At 61.5% G+C, this 14,708-nt stretch carries 19 protein-coding genes; 8 read left to right on the top strand and 11 right to left on the bottom strand.

The window, feature by feature from the left end; translation table 11 throughout:
* Window positions 1–23: 23 nt before the first annotated feature.
* The gene (gene ubiA, locus AC2ISB_RS11415) at window positions 24–995 is read right to left on the bottom strand and encodes a 4-hydroxybenzoate octaprenyltransferase (protein ID WP_406721351.1); all 972 of its coding nucleotides are present in this window, start codon (window positions 993–995) and stop codon (window positions 24–26) included.
* Window positions 996–1,006: 11 nt separating this feature from the next.
* On the opposite strand from ubiA, the gene AC2ISB_RS11410 reads away from it, so the two are divergent.
* Complete coding sequence (locus AC2ISB_RS11410) at window positions 1,007–1,732, top strand: 16S rRNA (uracil(1498)-N(3))-methyltransferase (protein ID WP_406721350.1); 726 nt, start codon at window positions 1,007–1,009, stop codon at window positions 1,730–1,732.
* Here AC2ISB_RS11410 and AC2ISB_RS11405 read toward each other — a convergent pair whose 3' ends face one another.
* Window positions 1,733–2,134 carry a winged helix-turn-helix transcriptional regulator gene (locus AC2ISB_RS11405; protein WP_406721349.1) on the bottom strand — a complete coding sequence of 134 codons (402 nt, stop codon included), beginning with the start codon at window positions 2,132–2,134 and terminating at the stop codon, window positions 1,733–1,735.
* Between the two features lie 101 nt (window positions 2,135–2,235).
* Between AC2ISB_RS11405 and AC2ISB_RS11400 the strand changes: the two genes are divergently transcribed.
* Window positions 2,236–2,982, top strand: coding sequence for an SDR family oxidoreductase (locus AC2ISB_RS11400; protein ID WP_486575090.1), 747 nt, complete (start codon window positions 2,236–2,238; stop codon window positions 2,980–2,982).
* Here the strand turns inward: AC2ISB_RS11400 and AC2ISB_RS11395 are convergent, their stop codons facing one another.
* Complete coding sequence (locus tag AC2ISB_RS11395; protein ID WP_486575088.1) at window positions 2,983–3,390, bottom strand: SRPBCC domain-containing protein; 408 nt, start codon at window positions 3,388–3,390, stop codon at window positions 2,983–2,985.
* A 92-nt stretch (window positions 3,391–3,482) separates the two neighbouring features.
* Here AC2ISB_RS11395 and AC2ISB_RS11390 point away from each other — a divergent pair, with 92 nt between their 5' ends.
* The 4 genes from AC2ISB_RS11390 to AC2ISB_RS11375 all read left to right on the top strand — a co-directional run bounded on the left by AC2ISB_RS11390 (window position 3,483) and on the right by AC2ISB_RS11375 (window position 6,207).
* Entirely contained in the window at window positions 3,483–4,010 is a 528-nt protein-coding gene (locus AC2ISB_RS11390; RefSeq protein ID WP_406735988.1) for a hypothetical protein, read from the top strand.
* A 79-nt stretch (window positions 4,011–4,089) separates the two neighbouring features.
* Entirely contained in the window at window positions 4,090–5,460 is a 1,371-nt protein-coding gene (locus AC2ISB_RS11385; protein WP_339108321.1) for a glutamate--cysteine ligase, read from the top strand.
* A gap of 78 nt (window positions 5,461–5,538) precedes the next feature.
* Window positions 5,539–5,832: a hypothetical protein gene (locus AC2ISB_RS11380; RefSeq protein WP_406721345.1), complete on the top strand. Its 294-nt coding sequence runs from the start codon at window positions 5,539–5,541 to the stop codon at window positions 5,830–5,832.
* A gap of 78 nt (window positions 5,833–5,910) precedes the next feature.
* On the top strand, window positions 5,911–6,207 hold the full coding sequence (locus AC2ISB_RS11375; protein WP_406721344.1) for a hypothetical protein: 297 nt from the start codon (window positions 5,911–5,913) through the stop codon (window positions 6,205–6,207).
* An 18-nt stretch (window positions 6,208–6,225) separates the two neighbouring features.
* Here AC2ISB_RS11375 and AC2ISB_RS11370 read toward each other — a convergent pair whose 3' ends face one another.
* From AC2ISB_RS11370 to ettA, 8 genes are all read right to left on the bottom strand, one after another.
* Window positions 6,226–6,630 (bottom strand): DUF805 domain-containing protein, encoded by a 405-nt coding sequence (locus AC2ISB_RS11370; protein WP_406735990.1) that lies wholly within the window; start codon window positions 6,628–6,630, stop codon window positions 6,226–6,228.
* Between the two features lie 58 nt (window positions 6,631–6,688).
* Window positions 6,689–7,294: a glycerol-3-phosphate 1-O-acyltransferase PlsY gene (gene plsY, locus AC2ISB_RS11365; RefSeq protein WP_339108317.1), complete on the bottom strand. Its 606-nt coding sequence runs from the start codon at window positions 7,292–7,294 to the stop codon at window positions 6,689–6,691.
* 72 nt (window positions 7,295–7,366) lie between these two features.
* On the bottom strand, window positions 7,367–8,650 hold the full coding sequence (pyrC, locus tag AC2ISB_RS11360; protein ID WP_339108316.1) for a dihydroorotase: 1,284 nt from the start codon (window positions 8,648–8,650) through the stop codon (window positions 7,367–7,369).
* 9 nt (window positions 8,651–8,659) lie between these two features.
* Entirely contained in the window at window positions 8,660–9,229 is a 570-nt protein-coding gene (locus tag AC2ISB_RS11355; protein ID WP_339108315.1) for a hypothetical protein, read from the bottom strand.
* Complete coding sequence (locus AC2ISB_RS11350) at window positions 9,226–9,687, bottom strand: hypothetical protein (RefSeq protein WP_339108314.1); 462 nt, start codon at window positions 9,685–9,687, stop codon at window positions 9,226–9,228. The genes AC2ISB_RS11355 and AC2ISB_RS11350 overlap by 4 nt, the downstream gene beginning before the upstream one ends.
* Window positions 9,680–10,654 (bottom strand): aspartate carbamoyltransferase catalytic subunit, encoded by a 975-nt coding sequence (locus tag AC2ISB_RS11345; protein WP_339108313.1) that lies wholly within the window; start codon window positions 10,652–10,654, stop codon window positions 9,680–9,682. Before AC2ISB_RS11345 ends, AC2ISB_RS11350 begins: the two co-directional genes overlap by 8 nt.
* A 73-nt stretch (window positions 10,655–10,727) precedes the next feature.
* Window positions 10,728–11,624: a GIY-YIG nuclease family protein gene (locus tag AC2ISB_RS11340; protein WP_406735991.1), complete on the bottom strand. Its 897-nt coding sequence runs from the start codon at window positions 11,622–11,624 to the stop codon at window positions 10,728–10,730.
* A gap of 60 nt (window positions 11,625–11,684) precedes the next feature.
* Window positions 11,685–13,340 carry an energy-dependent translational throttle protein EttA gene (ettA, locus tag AC2ISB_RS11335; RefSeq protein WP_339108311.1) on the bottom strand — a complete coding sequence of 552 codons (1,656 nt, stop codon included), beginning with the start codon at window positions 13,338–13,340 and terminating at the stop codon, window positions 11,685–11,687.
* 248 nt (window positions 13,341–13,588) lie between these two features.
* On the opposite strand from ettA, the gene AC2ISB_RS11330 reads away from it, so the two are divergent.
* Entirely contained in the window at window positions 13,589–14,131 is a 543-nt protein-coding gene (locus tag AC2ISB_RS11330) for a hypothetical protein (RefSeq protein ID WP_406721340.1), read from the top strand.
* Between the two features lie 258 nt (window positions 14,132–14,389).
* Window positions 14,390–14,626, top strand: coding sequence for a hypothetical protein (locus AC2ISB_RS11325; protein WP_486575083.1), 237 nt, complete (start codon window positions 14,390–14,392; stop codon window positions 14,624–14,626).
* Window positions 14,627–14,708: the final 82 nt, after the last annotated feature.

Below are 14,708 nucleotides of genomic sequence, written 5' to 3'. Positions count from 1 at the left end.
AATCCGTAGGGACGCGCGCAAGCTTACACAATCGCGCCAACGGCGAAAAACAGCGCAGCAAACAGCCCCGCCTTCTGGGCACGGCGGAAAAGTTTCAGGCACAGGTCGGGGTTGTCGATATCAAGCTGCCACAGCTGCCATCCCATATGCGCGGCAAAGACCAGCGGTCCGCACAGGCAAAGCAGAAGCTGTCGGCCCGAGGCCCCATTGGGCAGAAGGGCTGCCAGAACCGCCAGCACCATCAGCGTGGTGGCAATCACAAGAAAGCCCAGCAGATATTGCGGCGTCTTCTCGGCAAAGAGGCGGGCGGTGGATTTTACCCCGATCAGAACGTCGTCTTCCTTGTCCTGATGGGCGTAGATCGTATCGTAGAACAGTGTCCAGCTGATCCCGCCGACATAAAGAAGCACGGCAGGCAGCCCGAGGCTGCCGGTATGCGCGGTCCATGCCAGCAGCGCGCCCCAGTTGAAGGCCAGCCCCAGAAAGACCTGCGGCCACCATGTGAAGCGTTTGGCAAAAGGGTAGACCGCCACGGGCGCCAGCGACAGCACGCCCAGCCAGATGGCGGCGGCGTTGAAGGTCAGCAGGATCAGGAGCGAGATCAGGCATTGCACCACGGCCCAGACCAGCGCGCCCTTGGCCGAGATCTGCCCCGAGGGGATCGGGCGCGAGCGGGTGCGCGCCACGGCTGCGTCGAATTTGCGGTCGGTGATGTCGTTCCACGTGCAGCCCGCGCCGCGCATCAGGAACGACCCGATGGTGCAGCCGATGACCAGCCAGAGGTCCCACCAGACAAAGCCTCCCGTCGCATTGGCGGCCAGAGCGATGCCCCAGAAGCAGGGCATCAGCAAAAGCCATGTGCCGATCGGGCGGTCGGCGCGGCTTAGCCGCAACAGAGGGCGCAGGCGGGCAGGGGCGCGGTGATCGACCCAGTTGCCATCATAGGCGTCATAGACGATACCGTCTGCCTCTGGAGTTTTCCGCCCACCGATCATAGATTTGCCTCATGCAACGCGCCAAGATACGTCTTCATGTAGATCATCCGCTGGGTCAGGGGCAAGTCATCGCCCTGACCGATAAACAATCACACTATCTCTTCGGGGTCATGCGCGAAGGGGAGGGCAGTGCTGTGGCGCTGTTCAACGGCCGCGATGGCGAATGGACGGCCACCGTCACCCGCGCCCATAAAAAGGCCGGAGAGCTGACCTGCGTTGAACAGGCCGCGCCCCAGCTGGATCCGCCCGACCTGTGGCTGCTTTTTGCGCCAATCAAGAAAGAGCGCACCGATTTCATCGTGGAAAAGGCGACGGAACTGGGCTGTGCCCGCATCCTTCCCGTGCAGACCGAATTCACCAATGCGGGCCGGATCAAACAGGACCGCGCGCAGGCCCATGCGATGGAAGCCGCCGAGCAATGCCTTGGTACCTATGTGCCCGAAGTCACCGAGATGCAGAGCCTGATGCAGCTTCTGCGGGGCTGGGACGATACGCGGCGTATCCTGTTTTGCGATGAAAGCCTTGTCGGCCCCGCCCAGACATTGGCCCAACTGACCCCCGGCCCCTGGGCGATCCTGATCGGGCCGGAGGGCGGCTTTTCTCCGGTCGAGCGAGATATGCTGCGCAGCCTCGATTATGTCACGCCGGTCAGCCTCGGGCCGCGCATCCTGCGTGCCGATACCGCCGTTTGCGCGGCGATCACGCTATGGCAATCCGCGCTGGGGGATTGGGGCTGATTACCCACCGTTCGAGCGGGCCGCGAAGTCTTTCCGTGCCCGCTCGATCGTGTCGTAATTCGCCTCTGCCCAAAGCCAGACGCCGCAGAAGGCCTTCGACAACCCCAGCCCCAGCTCGGTCAGCCGGTATTCCACCTTGGGCGGCACCACCGGATAGACTTTGCGATTGACCAGCCCGTCGCGTTCCATCGCGCGCAGGGTCTGGGTCAGCATCTTCTGGCTGATGCCGGTGCAGGCGCGCGACAGCTCGCCAAAACGGGCGCAGTCACGCTCGGTCAGGATCTCGATCAGGAGCATCGTCCATTTGTCCGCCACCCGCCCGATGATCTCTTCCACCAGCCGGTCCACCGCCGGATCGCAGGGCAGGGCGTTGAGGTCTTTGCGCAGATCATCGGCGGACATGGGCCATACTCTCTTTCGGGTAAGTATAAATCTTTCCGGTGCCTTCTTTCCCGAAGATAGCAGAGGCCGCATCTTGTTGCCAGCAAGGGAAAGGACAGACCATGAGCTTCATCAATCGCACCATCCTTATCACCGGTGGCAATTCCGGCATCGGTCAGGCGCTGGCCGAGGCATTGCAGGCGGCTGGCAACCGGATCATCATCACGGGGCGCAAAGCGGACAGCCTGCAGGCCACTCTGGCGCGCAATCCCGATATGGCGGGCTATCACCTCGATATCACCGACGTGCAGGCGGTCGCGGCATTCGCGCCCCGACTGCTGGCCGAGCATCCCGATCTGGACACGGTGATCGTGAATGCGGGCATCATGGAACCCGAGGACTATACCGCCGATCCGGTCCGCCTTGATGTGGCCCATCGCACCATCGCCACCAATCTGACCGCGCCGATCCAGCTTGCGGCCCTGCTGCTGCCGCATCTGCGCACGCAGCCGCATTCCGCGCTGGTCACCGTGTCATCGGGGCTGGCCTTTGTGCCAAAGGCGGCGACGCCGGTCTATTCGGCCAGCAAAGCCGCGATCCATTCGTGGTCGCAATCGCTGCGTCACCAGTTGCGCGATAGCCCGGTGCGCGTGCACGAGATCGCGCCGCCTCTGGTGGCCACCGAACTGACGCCGGGCCAGTCGCAGGTTGCCGCAGCGCTGCCGCTTGCACAGTTCATTCAGGAGGTGGTTGCCCAGATGACCGCAGCAGAGGTGCCAGACGAGATCTTGGTCGAGCGGGTGCATTTCCAGCGATTTGCAGAGGCCGAAGGCCGCTATGAGGCGGCTTTTGCCACGATCAACGGCTGATCACCCCTCAAGGTAGCGGCGGAAATTCTCCAAGATCGCCTGCCAGCTCATCTGCTGCATGGCGACGGGGTTTTGCGTCTCGGGGTCAAAGCAGGTGGTCACGGTGGTGCGGCCTTGCATCGCTTCGAAGCGGGTGACCGCCTCGCGCCCGTCATCCATGCGGATGGCCAGCCGATGGGGCGGGGTGACCTCGGTATAGGTTGCGCCGAACGCGAAGGACAGGCTGCCGTCCTTTGCGGCCATCTGCGACACGACGCGCCCGCCGACGCGCAGATCGACCTCGGCCTCGGGGCAGTGCCAGTCGGGTGTGGCGAAGTTCCAGTGTGGAATCCGGGTGGCGTCGGTATAGGCGGCCCAGACGGTCCCGACAGGGGCGTTGATTGTGGTGGTGACGGTGATCTTGTCCATTCATGCCTCCGCGAACAGGGGGCTGCGCGCCATCGGGCGGGCAGGAGCCTGCGCAAATGGTTGCATTCCGGCAGGACCCAAGCAAGAGTTCCGTGACTATCTCTCAGCAGGCCCCTGCCATGATCCGTCCCGAACTCCGTCACGCGCTGGCGCGCCATTCCGAAGTGCTGCTGGCGCTTGTGCCTCTGGGCTTGGGGCTATGGCTGTGCCGGCTGGGCGGCTGGGTGTTGCTGCCTGCGGGGCTGGCGCTGGTGGCGGCGGCCCTGGCCTGGGCGGTGGTGGCCTGGCGCAGGCTGCGCTTTGCCCGCGATGTGGGCGCGCCGGGCGTGGTGGAGATCGACGAGGGCCAAATCGGCTATTTCGGCGCGGGGCGTCTGCTGGGCGGGCAGGTGGCGCTGCGGGATCTGGCCGAGATCCGGCTGTTGCATCTGAACGGTCGCCATCTGTGGCGGCTGAAGACCGCGGACGGGCAGGCGCTTCTGATTCCCGTCGATGCCGCGGGCGCGGCGCAATTATACGACGCCTATGCCAGCTTGCCCGGAACCGACATGCGGGCGATTTCCGCGGCCTTGGATCAGCGCGTGACCGCACAGGTTTTATGGAAACGTGCATCAGGATAGACTGTCATTGCGCTTGACTTGATCGCGTAATCGTCACACCTCTTGCCCTTCCAAGGGCCACAATGAATTAGGAGCGTCCATGTCCATTCCGCAGCAGGGCGGTGGCCCGATCGAAGATTTCGCGCAGCTTGCCGCCTATATGGCCGAGGGTGAAAAGCCCAAGGATGCATGGCGTATCGGCACCGAGCACGAGAAATTCGGCTATTGCGAAAAGGCCCAGAAGCCGCTGCCCTATGAGGGCCCCTGTTCGATCAGGGCGATGCTGGAAGGGCTGCGCGATACCTATGGCTGGACGCCTGTCGAAGAGCAGGGCAATATCATCGGCCTGACTCATAATGGTGCCAATGTCAGCCTTGAGCCGGGTGGCCAGCTGGAACTGTCGGGCGCACCTTTGGAGACCATCCACCAGACCTGCGACGAGGTGAACCAGCACCTGCGCGAAGTGCAGAGCATCGCCGATAAGATCGGCGCGCGGTTCATCGGGCTGGGTGCTGCGCCGCAATGGTCCGAGGCCGAGATGCCGATGATGCCCAAGGGCCGCTACCGGCTGATGACCGACTATATGGACAGCGTCGGCACCATGGGCAAAACCATGATGTACCGGACCTGCACGGTTCAGGTGAACCTCGATTTCGCCTCCGAGGCCGATATGGTGCAGAAGATGCGCGTGGCGCTGTCGCTGCAGCCGGTGGCCACGGCGCTGTTTGCCAATTCGCCCTTCCTTGATGGCAAGCCCAACGGGTTCAAATCATGGCGCGCCAATGTCTGGCAGAACCTCGATGAGGCGCGCACCGGCATGCTGCCCTTCGTGTTTGAAGAGGGCTTCGGCTATCAGGCTTGGGTGGATTACGTCCTCGATGTGCCGATGTATTTCGTCTATCGCGACGGCAAATATATCAACGCGCTTGGCCAGTCCTTCCGCGACTTCCTGAAGGGCGAGCTGCCCGCGCTGCCGGGCGAGAAGCCGACGCTTTCGGATTGGGCGGACCATATGACCACCGTCTTCCCCGAGGCGCGGGTGAAGAAATTCATCGAGATGCGCGGGGCCGATGGTGGCCCGTGGCGCCGTCTTTGCGCTTTGCCTGCCTTCTGGGTGGGGCTGACCTATGACCAGTCGGCGCTGGATGCGGCATGGGATCTGGTGAAGGGCTGGGATCACGAGACCCGCGAAGGGCTGCGCCGTGCGGCGGCGAAAGATGCGCTTCAGGGCGAATATAACGGTATCAAGCTGCATGATCTGGCGCGTGAAGCGGTTGCGATCTCGCGCTCGGGGCTGAAATCCCGTGCCAAGCCCGGCTCGGGCGGGTTGGTGCCCGACGAGACCCACTTCCTGAACGCGCTGGAAGAAAGCGTGGATTCGGGCCGCGTACCTGCCGATGAGCTGCTGGAGAAATACCACGGCGAATGGCAGGGCGATCTGTCCAAGATCTACAGCGAGTATAGCTACTGATTTTCGGTTGAACTCTCTGTGATAATCCGATCAAAGGGCGCGGGGTATTTTCCCCGCGTTTTTTTGTCGGAGTTTGACATGCAGAATTTCATGATTTCCTCTTACCGGAAACTGGTTGCGCTTATTATCGTTCTGGGAATGATCGGCGTTGTCATCTCGGCGGTCGCGCAGGCCTATCTGCTGTCGGCAAACCCTTATGGCGGTGGCGGTGGCGCTGGCATGGCGATTCTGGCCTTTATCGGCATCCTGATTGGCGGCGCGCTCTATGTCATCCTGATTGGCGGTGCGCTTTATGTGGGTCTCGGGATCTATGACAACACCAAGAAAATGGCCGAGCTTCTGGAAAAGCAGCTCGAGAAAACCTCGGCCTGAGAGACAGGCTCGGGAACAGGGCGCAGGCTTTCAGGCCTGCGTTTCCATTTGAACTGTCGAGGTCCGGAAGGAAAACCCATGCAGAACCTTGTCATGCGCGCCTATGCGGTGGCGCTCCTCCTGCTGGCGGTGCTCGGCTTTGCGATGATCGTCTTCTCGGCGGTGGATCTGTTGATGCGCGGATACCTGCCGCTGGTCTTTGTCGAAAGCCGGTTGATCGTTTCGACGATGACCGCCACCATCATTACGACGGTGCTGTATCTTGTGCTGTGGGTGATGGTCTGCGGCGCGCTCTATCTGGGGCTGGGGATATATGCCAACCTGCGTCGCTGTGCCAAGCTGTTAGAGGCTCTGGAGGCCCGCACGCCCTCCTGAGTGTCACGGCCCCAGGCGTTACTGTTGCGGTTCGGGGCCGAAACGGTTTGGCCCCGGACGGGTGCGGCCCAGCATGAACACGAACAGGATGATCTGTCCGACCGGCGGCAGGACATGCAGCAGAAGCCACCACCCGCTGCGGTCGATATCATGCAGGCGGCGCACCGAGACCGCCAGAAGCGGGATCACCACGCAGAGCGAGAAGAGGAACTCCAGCGGGCCACCGTTCGAGATGAACCATGCGCGCCCATTGCCCGCGCCCATCGACAGCCCGCCGAAGATCAGGCCGTCAAGAAGGCTCAGGACAATGTTGGCCAAGAGGAAGAACAGGATGAACAGCCAGAATTCGCTGCGCGTGGCGCGCCCCGAGAAATTGGCATAGTCCCGTGTCAGGCAGGTTCGGATGATGGTCTGGAAGCGCATGGGGAGCCTTCGGTGTTTTCCGCATAACGGCGGGACGAGGGGGCGGGTTCCCTGTTCCCTAGCCCTTCTTGCCGATCTTGGGTTCTGCGCCTTGGGCAAGGCGCGAGATATTCGCGCGGTGACGCCAGAAGATCAGCACCGCCAGCAGAGCCAGCAGCAGCATCAGTTGACGTTCGCCCATCACAAGGGCCAAAGGCACACTGAGCGCCGCCGAGACCAGCGCCGAAAGCGACGAGATACGGGTGACGATGGCTGTCAGCAGCCATATGCCGCAGGCGGCAAGGCCCAGCGGCCAGCACAGCGCCAGAACCGTGCCAAGGAAGGTCGCAACCCCTTTACCGCCACGGAATTTCAGCCAGACAGGGTAAAGGTGGCCAAGGAAGGCAAAGCCCCCCGCAAGCTGCTCGGCCAGCGGGTCGTTCAGGAAATAGCGCGCCAGCAGCACGGCAATCGCCCCCTTGCCCGAATCCAGCAGCAGGGTCGCCAGCGCGGCGGGCTTGTTGCCGGTGCGCAGCACATTGGTCGCGCCGATATTGCCCGACCCGATCTGGCGCAGATCTCCCAGACCGAAGGCGCGTGTGATCACGATACCGAAGGGGATCGACCCCAGAAGGTAGCCCAGCAAGGACACGAGGGCCAGAACGGCCGGAAGATGTTCGGTCACCGGAGGGCTCCTTCTTCGGAAAAGATGTGGCGTCAGGGGCGGCCTGACAGGGGGGGGAGGCCTGACAGGGGGTCAGGCGCTTTGGGCTGTGCGGTCGAAAACTTTGCGGCCCGCCACGAAGGTTGCAAGCACTTTGCCCTCCATGCGCTGACCGTCAAAGGGGGTATTCTTCGATTTCGACTGCAATGTCCACCGGTCCAGTACGAAAGGTGCGTTGGGATCGAAAAGAACGAGGTCGGCAGGCGCGCCTTCCTGCATCCGCCCCTGTGCCAGCCCCAACCGTTTGGCGGGGTTGAGCGACATCGCGCGGAACAGTTGGGGCAGCGACACCGCCCCCGCGTGATAAAGCCGCATTGCGGCGGGAATGAAGGTCTCGAGCGCGACAGCACCAGAGGCGGCCTCTTCATAGGGCAGGCGTTTGGATTCCTCATCCGCCGGCGTGTGCATCGAGCAGATGATGTCGATCACCCCGTCTGCAACAGCCTGCGCCATTGCCAGACGGTCTTCCTCCGAGCGCAGCGGCGGGGTGAGTTTGAAGAAGGTGCGGTAATCGCCCACATCCAGCTCGTTCAGCGTGAGGTGGTGGATCGAGATGCCCGCCGTAACATCAAGGCCCGCCGCCTTGGCGCGGGCAAGGGAGGGCAGGGAACGGGCGGTGGTGATCTGGTCGGCGTGGTAGCGCACGCCGGTCATCTCGACCAGGGCCAGATCGCGTTCCAGCCCCATCCGCTCGGCCATCGGGGAGACGCCGGGCAGCCCGCGCAGCGAGGCGAATTTGCCCGAGGTCACCGACGCGCCTCTGGACAGGCCCGGATCTTGCGGATGGCACACCACCAATGCGCCCAGCGAGCGGGCATAGGTGAAGGCGCGCGACAGAACCTTGGTGTCGGTGGTGACATGGGTCACATCGCCAAAGGCCAGCGCGCCCGCATCCATGAGAAAGCCCAGCTCGGTCATCTCGCGGCCTTCGCGGCCCTTGGTCAGCGCCGCCATATGGTGGATGCGCACAGGGGCCTGCGCGGCGCGGCGGGTCACGAATTCCAGCGTCTCGGGGGTGTCGATGGCGGGGGTCGTGTCGGGGCGGGCGATGATCGTGGTCACGCCGCCTGCCGCCGCCGCAAGCCCTGCGGTGCGGAAACTCTCGCGGTGGCGCTCGCCCGGCTCGCCGATCTTCACGCCCAGATCCACGATGCCCGGCGCCAGATATTTACCGCCGCAGTCGATCACTTCGGCATCTTTGGGTGCCGACATCTGGCCGATCGCCGCGATCTTGCCATCGTCAATGATGACATTGCCGGTGGTTTCGGTCAGCGCCTCGGGATCGATCAGGCGGGCATTTTCAAGAAACAGGGTCATGGGGTCACCTCACTGGCTGTGGCCTGCCCGGATCTGGCGGATCAGGTCGGAGACTTTTTCAGCGTCTGTAATATCGTGGAAATAGGCGGGAACGGCATCATGGACGGGCGTGTCATCCAGACGCAGGGTTTGCGGGCGGCGCTGGCGCGTGCCGATCTGCACCGAACTGGGATCGGCCTCGTCCAGACGTCCGGCGGCGTCATCGACAAAAAGCGAGAAGCGCGAGAGCTTGGCATTGGTGGCGGGGCCGGTGGCGATATAGGCGGCACGGTCGGTCAGCAGATAACGCTCGGCATGCGGGTTGCGGCGGATCGCGATGATCTGCCCCACCAGCCAGACCAGCGCGAGCAGGCCGAACACCACGGGCACTTCCAGATCCCGCCGGGCGGTGGCGAAAAAGGCGGTCCAGAGCACGGCGATGGCCAGCAAAAGGGCAGGCCCCCGTGCCTTGTTATGCAGCACCGACCCCATCCGCATACCCTGCCAGAGCACGGTTTCCTCGGCGGGGATGCGACCGCTCCACGGGGCGCCAAGGTGGCGATGCGGCAAGGAAGGGGTCAGGCGCGCCATCGTGGTCATGGCTGCGTGCTGGCCCGGCTTGCGCGGGCGGCCTCGATACGGGCGATGGTTTCCTGCGCATCGGCCATATGCTCGATGCGGAAGCGCCGCCCCTCGGTATTGATGATCTGCACATCGCCCAGAAACGGCACCATTTTCTGGATGTCGAGCAGCAGGATCGAACGTCCGCGCGGCCCGATCAGCCGCCGGTCGGTGAGACACCAGATGGTCGAGAAGACCCGACGATAGGCCATCATCATCCCGAAAAGCTGCGCCATCACGATCATGCCCAAGAGGGCCATCAGGTTCTGCCCCGAGGTGATCAGATTGCCGACAAACAGCGCCACGGCGAAGCTGGCCGTGATCCAGAATGCCTGAACCGAGAAGAACCGCCGCCGGTCCGCACGGAACACGGCCAGCCGTTGCTCCTGTGGGGCAAGATCGATGGCAGGGTCAGGCAGGGGGGCGGTCTCAGGCATAGGTGCCTTCATGACCTTCGCTGAGCGCACGGCCACGCTCGGCGCGCAGGTTGCGGGCCAGAAGGTCCATGCAGGCCTGACGCACGGCCACGCCCATCTCGACCTGCTCCTGAATGACCGAACGGTTGATATCGTCGGCGATGGTGCCGTCAATCTCCACGCCGCGGTTCATCGGCCCCGGATGCATGACGATGGCATCGGGCTTGGCGTAAGACAGTTTTTCGGCATCCAGCCCGTAACGGTGGAAATATTCGCGTTCCGACGGGATGAACCCGCCATCCATCCGCTCTTTCTGCAACCGCAGCATCATCACCACATCGGCATCCTGCAGGCCTTGGCGCATGTCCTCGCAGACCTCCACGCCCAGATCGGCCACGCCCGAGGGCATCAGCGTCGGCGGCCCGACCAGACGCACACGGTTTTCCATCTTGCCCAGCAGGATCATGTTGGAGCGCGCCACGCGGCTATGGGTGACATCGCCACAGATCGCCACTGTCAGGCGCGAGATCCGGCCCTTCTCGCGGCGGATGGTCAGCGCATCCAGAAGCGCCTGAGTCGGGTGCTCGTGCTTGCCGTCACCGGCATTGAGCACCGCGCATTCCACTTTCTGCGCCAGCAGATCCACCGCGCCCGAATTCTGGTGGCGCACCACCAGCAGGTCGGGATGCATCGCATTGAGCGTCAGCGCCGTGTCGATCAGCGTCTCGCCCTTTTTCACCGAGGAGGTCTGCATCGACATGTTCATCACATCCGCGCCCAAGCGCTTTCCGGCCAGCTCGAAGCTCGACTGCGTGCGGGTGGAATTTTCGAAGAACATGTTGATCTGGGTCATGCCCGCCAGCGCATCGGTTTTCTTGACCGTGCGGCGGTTCAGGTCGACATATTGCTCGGCCAGATCGAGAACGGCGAGAATATCTTCCTGAGAGAGATGCTCTATCCCCAGAAGGTGCCTTTGCCGAAACGCCATTGCAGCCACTCCTTATCCCGCGATGTTGGCGGGCTTATCGCAAATCAGAAGGGCTGCGTCCAGAGCGGATGGGTTATTCGGCGGCATCGATTTGTTGGTCTTTCCATGCGCCATAGGTTAGCGAGCTGCCTTCCAGGAGCCAATCGGTTCGACCATTCCGGCTTGTACCGAAAAGAAAAACAGCCGCCGCACTCGGGCTGGTAAAAGCGATATCGGCGTCGAGACGGAAGGTCTCCGCGTTCACTCGAATGGCCTGACCGCTCTCGAAGGCTTTCTCGCGCAGGGCCTGATAGCGTTCGGTGAAGGATACACTTTCGTTCAGGCTGCCCGTGCTGCCAGACAGGACAACGAATTCGCCCTCGGTTTCAACCGCGCGGGCTCTGATACCTTTCTTGCCATTCGACGTGACGAAATGGGGGAGCGGGGCTTCGGCCCGAAGAGATGGGGCCGTTTCGGTTTTGGGACGGCGGAAGAAATCGACGCCGATGACCGGAAGGACCAGCTGTAGTTCTTCGAGAAACGTGTCCATGTCGGAAATATCGGCACGGGGCAGGCGGGTGAAATCAGGCTCTGTCCTGTTGTGGCTGACGGCTTTCTTGGCCTCGCGCAAAAGCGTGATCAGGCGGCCCTCAAGGTATTTCACATGGGCCTTGGTGAGGTTCATGTCCTTGCTGGTCACGGCAACGAACCTTTCCCAGAATTCCTTTTCTGGATCTTTGGCATGCTGGCGCAGGCGTAACGAGATGTCGTCTCCTTCGCCAATGTAAACGCGGGGCAGGTCGCTTTCCCCATCATCGCCAAAAATAATATAGACGCCGGTGCGTTTGAGCTCTTCTTCCTTGAGCGCCGCTTCAAGCCGTGTGCGCGGCCCTGCCAGAACATGGCCTGTCCAGTTCATGATTTCGGCGGTCATCAGGCCGGTGGGCGTGCCCTCGAGCAGGAACAGGCGGATAGAACGGCCCTTGGACATATGAAAACCTCCGCAAATCAATGCGGAGGTTTGTGGCATGGTTCGTAAAACCCGTAAAGCTCAGCGGGTGAACTTCTTGTATTTCACGCGCTTGGGCTCCACGGCATCGGGGCCGAGGCGGCGGATCTTGTCCTGCTCGTAATCCTCGAAATTGCCCTCGAAGAATTCGACATGGCCCTCGCCCTCGAAGGCAAGGATATGCGTGCACAGGCGGTCAAGGAAGAAGCGGTCGTGCGAGATGATCACGGCAGACCCCGCGAAATCCTCGATGGCCGCTTCCAGAGCTTGCAGCGTTTCCACGTCAAGGTCGTTGGTCGGTTCGTCGAGCAGCAGCACGTTGCCGCCCGATTTCAAGAGCTTGGCCATGTGGACGCGGTTACGTTCCCCACCCGACAACAGGCCCACTTTCTTCTGCTGGTCGGCGCCCTTGAAGTTGAAGGCCCCGCAATAGGCGCGGGATGCGATCTGAGCGTCACCCAGCACGATCATCTCTGCGCCTTCCGAGATCTCTTCCCAGACGTTCTTGTTGGGGTCGAGCGCGTCTCGCGACTGGTCGACATAGGACAGTTTCACCGTCTCACCGACCTTGATCGTGCCCGCATCGGGGGTCTCGTTGCCGGTCAGCATCTTGATCAGCGTGGATTTCCCCGCGCCGTTCGGACCGATGACGCCCATGATGCCGCCCGGCGGCAGCGAGAAGGACAGGTTCTCGATCAGAAGCTTGTCGCCCATGGCTTTGTTCAGGCCCTCGACCTCGAAGACCTTGCCGCCCAGACGCGGGCCGTTCGGGATGACGATCTGCGCCTTGCCCACACGGTCCTTGACGCCCTCATCGGCCATCTTCTCATAGGCGGCGATACGCGCCTTGGATTTGGCCTGACGGGCCTTGGCACCGGCACGGATCCATTCGAGTTCTTTCTCAAGGACCTTCTGCTTGGCCTTGTCCTCGCGGGCTTCCTGTTCCATGCGCTTGGCTTTCTGTTCCAGCCAGCTGGAATAGTTGCCTTCCCACGGAATACCGCGACCGCGCTCCAGTTCGAGGATCCACGAGGTGATATCGTCAAGGAAGTAACGGTCGTGGGTCACACAAAGGATGGTGCCTTTGTATTCGATCAGGTGCTTTTGCAGCCAAGCGATGGTTTCGGCATCAAGGTGGTTGGTCGGTTCGTCCAGAAGCAGCATGTCGGGCGCTTCAAGCAGCAGCTTGCACAGCGCGACACGGCGACGCTCGCCGCCCGAGAGGGTGGCCACATTGGCATCATCGGGCGGGCAGCGCAGGGCTTCCAGCGCGATATCCACCTGACTGTCGATATCCCACAGGTTCTCGGCGTCGATCTCGTCTTGCAGGCGCGCCATTTCATCGGCGGTCTCGTCGGAATAGTTCATCGCCAGCTCGTTATAGCGCTCGAGCTTGGCGGTTTTGGCGGCGACGCCTTCCATCACGTTCTCGCGCACGGTCTTGGTGTCGTCGAGTTCGGGCTCCTGCGCGAGATAGCCGACCTTGGCGCCTTTGGCGGCCCAGGCCTCGCCCTGGAAGTCCTTATCCATGCCCGCCATGATCTTCAAAAGCGTGGATTTACCGGCGCCGTTCACGCCGACAACCCCGATTTTCACGCCGGGCAGGAAGTTGAGACGGATGTTTTCAAAGCATTTCTTGCCACCGGGATAGGTCTTCGAGACACCATCCATATGGTAGACGAATTGGTAGGACGCCATGCGAATTCCCTTTGTTTCGAGGCAGGATTGGCGCCCCTTCTAGTCGGAATCGGCTCTTTATAAAAGAGGGCAAGCGCATTGAGTTAGTAAGCTTGCTTATATCTGTCAATGTGCATTCATACACATTAGCATGCTAACTAACTGCCTTTTATTCGGATCATAAACCTACATATTTGTTTCATACAACGAACGAGACCCCGGCTGGCTCAGCTACCGACCGAGATCTCTAGGAAAACTGGAGAAATGAAATGAAACTTACGAAATTTGCCGCCGCCGCAATCCTTGGTCTGACCGCTTCTGCAACTGTTGCCGCCGCTGCGCCGCTGAACTACCCGATGCTGGCACGCAATGGTGTCGACGTGACGCAATATAGCGATGCGGAAGCCCGCCAGATCAACACCGCCCTGCGCGACGGGGATGTCTCGACGGCGCGGTACTATATCAACCATGAGGATCGGGCGGTGGAACATACGGCCGACGTCAATCCGGGTACGGCACAACTGGCCGCACAGCTTGGCCTGAATCCGGGCAACTATACCACGGCCGAGCTCGAGAAAGTCAGCACCTCGCTGCGCAATGACAACATGGAAGCTGTGGCTTTCGTCGTGAAACATGAAGATCGTGCGGTGCCCGGTGCCAAAGGTGTCGTCACCCCTGGCAAAGCCCAGATTGCGGCCCAGCTTGGCGTGAACCCCGCCGACTATACCGATGCCCAGCTTGATAAAATGCTGATGGATCACGTTGGTAGCGGCAATGACGGGATGATCACCGCTAAATATATCAACAAATAATCTCTGCGATCTCCGTTGATCACAGGCTGGCCCGCCGCAAGCGGGCCAGTTTTTTGCAAGGTGAAGAAATACGCGGTTTTCACACGCCCTTGCCAGTTAAATGGCCCAAATATGGAGGCGCGCAGAAAGTCTGTGCTGCGCCGCACATATCTTCCAAGCAAGCTTTTGTTTCTTTTCGCTGCTGCGCAGAATATATCAATTTCATGACGGATCGAACCGATTGGTTCACCTTGGATCCATGTTTAAAAAGATTACGCTATGAAACGAATAGTCCTCTCCCTCTGTTTGGCCCTTTCGGGCGTGACTTTTGGCGCGTCCATGTCTGTGGCACAGGATGCGGCGCGCAATGCAAAAATCGCCGAGATTTTGCGCGCGAATGGGATGGAATTCGTGACAACCGATTTGAAGACGCTGAAGTTTGCCGAGGACACCCCTGTGGCACAGCAAGACCAGCCAGCGCCCGCTGCGGCGCAAGACTCCGACGGAAATTCGTGACCTTCCGGCCCGCCTTGACAGAAGGCTTGGGGCCAAAGGCAAAAATGCTTTAAATTCCCGTGGCCTGTGGCATATCAAAGGA

It is taken from the genome of Thioclava sp. NS-SX20, assembly GCF_057380695.1.
Note: the sequence above shows the minus strand (reverse complement) of the source record. Positions and strands in the feature narration are given on the sequence as shown.